The organism is Sphaerochaeta sp. UBA5836, from assembly GCF_002432845.1.
Classification (GTDB): Bacteria; Spirochaetota; Spirochaetia; order Sphaerochaetales; family Sphaerochaetaceae; genus Sphaerochaeta.
On sequence record NZ_DJGW01000101.1, the window covers coordinates 1 to 3806 of the forward strand.

The window sequence follows — 3806 nt, forward strand, 5'->3', positions numbered from 1 at the left end:
CGAACGCCACGCACCTGAACCGAGCAGGTTTCTCAACTCCTCAGCCTTCTCATTGCTGAATTGGGCTCCCCTCTGGGTGATGATCTCGCCTGCGAGAATCGATGCGATGATGCCTGAATCCTGGATTGATAATTTGTGGTACTGACCGTACAAAAAGCCTGCGGCGTAGACATCCCCGGCACCGGTGGTGTCTACCGGTACTACCGGACCTTTCACCGGAATGGCGGTTATGACTCCATCGTGGCAGATGTAGGAACCCTTTTTGCCGTTCTTTACAATGGCGGTTCTGCAAAGCTTTCCCATAGAGCGGCAGCATTCATAGGGGTCGTAGTTGTCGAACAGGATGCGTGCCTCCTCCCGGTTCGCAAATACGATGTTGCAGCTCTCCTTGATCAAAGAGAGGAAGGGCTCGCGGTATCGACCGACGGCAAACGGGTCGGCAAGGTCGAACGAGATGGTGGTGTTGTTTTTCTTGGCGATGGAAAGGGCTTTTTTAATGGCTCCCTGCTGACTTTGGGTGTCCCACATGTACCCGGTGAAATGAAAGAAGTCTGCTGCGGCAACCGTGCTTTCAAGGACATCGCCCTCCTCATAGAGCCGGTTGGCTCCAAGAAAGGTATTCATGCTACGTTCGCTGTCGGGGGTGATGAGGATGATGGTGGACCCGGTCATCTCCTTGTCCGTGGTGACCAATTCATCCTGTACCCCAAGGCTTACCAGCCTATTACGATAAATAGTGCCGTTCTCGTCGTTGCCGATCTTGCCGGCCAAGGTCGCAGGTACTCCCAAGGAAGCCAAGGCAATGATGGTGTTGGGACAGGAACCTCCGCATGAGTAGGTGGTCTTGCGGTTCTTGCTCAGTTGCAGCAGTTCCTCCATCCGCTCTCTGCCAATGAGCGCCATGGTGCCCTTGTGAATACCCAAGTCAATGACGTCCTGCTCATCAACGCTTACGATGATGTCGATGAGAGGATTTCCTATTCCATATACCATGTGCTGCATCTTGTTCATGTACTGCTATTCTATCATCGCTGATGCATGCAACACAACAATGACCTTGCGAAAGTGGTGTCACAAGGGTAGGATGACAGCAAAGGGGGCGGCGATGGGTGAGTATCGAATCGTAGGCGGGAAGGCAGCAAGCGGAGAGGTGCTGACCAGTGGCAACAAGAACTCCGCCCTTCCTTGTCTTGCGGCCACGCTGCTGACAGACGAGCCTGTTCATTTGATGAACGTACCCGACATCGAGGATGTACAGGTAATGCTCCAATTGCTGCAAGGCCTTGGTTCAGCGGTGGTTCGACAGGACGCCCATACGTATACGATCACCACAGGAAGCCGCAATGGCTTGCTCAAGCGAGATCTGGTTGAGGCGGTACGGGGTTCAATTCTTCTCCTCGGCCCTCTGCTGGCAACCAACGAAGAAGTCCGGCTCACTCCTCCGGGTGGGGATGTCATCGGCCTGAGGCGTTTGGATACCCATTTCATGGGGCTGTCCGCCCTGGGCGCCGACTGCACGATCAATGAAGCAGGTGAGATTCATATCAAGACGAGAAACAGAACACTCATCGGCTCTGATGTGTTTTTGGATGAAGCTTCGGTCACCGCCACGGAGAATGTCCTGATGGCAGCCTCCCTTGCCCGGGGCGAGAGCATTATCAACAATGCCGCAAGCGAGCCGCATGTCCAGGACTTGTGTGTCATGTTGCAGAACATGGGATGCATCATCGACGGTATTGGTTCGAACCGGCTCAGGGTCAAGGGACAAAAACGCTTGAGAGGTTGTGAATTCCGGTTGGGCAGTGACTACATGGAAATTGGATCATTCATCGGGCTCGCCGGGGCCAGCGGCGGACAGGTTCTGATCAAGGGTGTACAGCATGAACATCTGCGAATGATACGGCTCGGCTTCGAACGAATCGGTATCACCTTTGTCGAGGATGGCCCCTCCTCTTTGTTGGTTCCCCGGAAGCAGAAGCGCATCCTGACCAAGGAGGTTGGAGGCCATACGGCAAAGATCGACGACGCTCCCTGGCCGGGGTTTCCCGCCGATCTTCTGAGCATCATCACCGTGTGTGCAACCCAAATGGAAGGTTCCATTCTCATCCATGAGAAGATGTTTGAATCGAGGATGTATTTCGTCGATTGGCTCATCAGGATGGGCGCGGATATTATTTTGTGCGATCCCCATCGTGCCGTAGTGCATGGGCCTTCCCAGCTGTTCGGATCTACGGTCACCAGTCCTGATGTTCGGGCTGGAATGGCCTTGGTCATTGCTGCAGCCTGTGCCCAGGGGGAGAGTGTAATCCAGAATATCTACCAAATTGAACGGGGATACGAGGACCTTGCAGGAAAGCTGCAGGCACTTGGTCTTGAGATAGAAAGATGTGAGTAAATCATGAATTCGCCTTGATTTCCGTCTGCTGTCCACAACGTTATCCACAAGTTATCCACAACCTGTTTTTTCCGTGTTGCATACCAGGCGGAGAAGTGAGAAGTTGCTGTATGTTGCAACAGGTTTTGCGACGTATCTTCGAAGAATGACAACTTAATATATTATATGCAATTAATTAAATTCCTAGCTCACAACTTCACACTAATTTTTATATGGGTTTCATGTGGTTTTACATACTTCTTTTTGATGATCGATGTACAGAAGATAAACCAGTTATCAACAGGTTATCCACAACCTTTCCTCGATTCTGAAGTACTGGGTAAATCACCTCTCGACAGTACTTACAAGCATTTTCTCAAGTAGGTTTTTCTCTCTTGTTACAAGAAGAACTTGTGGATAACTGCACATGCTGCAGGGCAAGTTTTTGCATTGTTGATTTGGCCTTCGTATGATACGCTTGAAGAAAAAATTATGCAGGGAGTGGTATGAAGCAAAAGAATTGGATTGTCAGTACAGCACTCGTCCTGCTCTCCACCATCCTGCTTCTTGTCATGTCATTGTTGACGCTCATGCGGGTCGAGCGCGTCTATACCACTAATACAGCGCAAAGCATAGAGCAGCTGAAGCGTCGGTTCCTCTACGATACGGTGAACAACCAAATAAAGCGGATCGATACCCAACGCGAGCTGGCTCAGCAGTATTTTCTTACGGAGCTGGAAAGAACAATCTACATGGTCGATCACCTGTACGAAAGCGGCAGCGAGCACATCGACCAAATCATCTCCTATTTCGCCAACGAGAGCAATGCGCTCTGGACGGCGATACTCTGGGAGAAGAATACAGGACATGTGCTTCTGGACAGCCACGGGGTGTTTCAGATGGGTGTTGTCCCTGTTGAGATGGCTGGCTATCTTTCTCAAGCATATACCATATATGCACTCAAGTCCTTAGGGCCCTATACGCTCTTTGTTGGTATTCCCCAAGACTTTGTTGATGAACAGGTGAAAGAGCATATCGCCAAGGAAATCTATGACTCAACATATTCGGAGAATTCCTACATCTGGGTGAATGAGGTTCTCAACTACGAAGGAGGTGATGATTACGCCATCAGGCGCATCCACCCCAACCTGCGTGATACAGTTGGAACAAAGCTTTCCACCAACATGACCGATGTGAAGGGCACCACCCCCTATAAGACCGAGCTGGAAGGTGTGAAACAACATGGTGAACTGTTTTTCACCTATTACTTCAAGAAGATGGGCAGCGAAACCATCTCCGAGAAACTCACCTATGCCAAGCTCTACAAGGACTTTGACTGGATAGTCGCCATGGGAATCCATCTGGATGACATGAATGGGTATATCGATACCACGACCGGCCAAAGCACAAGGATTGTGAGGCGGATCGCACC

Annotated in this window: 3 protein-coding genes; 2 read left to right on the forward strand and 1 reads right to left on the reverse strand. The window is 50.8% G+C overall.

Annotated features, from left to right (window positions below; genetic code table 11):
- Positions 1-1011 (reverse strand): adenosine kinase (locus B3F49_RS09410; RefSeq protein WP_293910636.1); only part of this gene is annotated, 1011 nt, incomplete at its 3' end.
- 94 nt (positions 1012-1105) lie between these two features.
- Between B3F49_RS09410 and murA the strand changes: the two genes are divergently transcribed.
- A complete protein-coding gene (gene murA / locus B3F49_RS09415) occupies positions 1106-2395 on the forward strand; it encodes a UDP-N-acetylglucosamine 1-carboxyvinyltransferase (RefSeq protein ID WP_293890356.1) in 1290 nt (429 codons plus the stop codon).
- Positions 2396-2880: 485 nt separating this feature from the next.
- Positions 2881-3806 (forward strand): cache domain-containing protein (locus tag B3F49_RS09420; RefSeq protein WP_293910638.1); only part of this gene is annotated, 926 nt, incomplete at its 3' end.

Coding starts and splice junctions, on each gene's coding strand:
- murA (WP_293890356.1), top strand. CDS start 1,106: ATGGGTGAGTATCGAATCGTAGGCGGGAAGGCAGCAAGCGGAGAGGTG.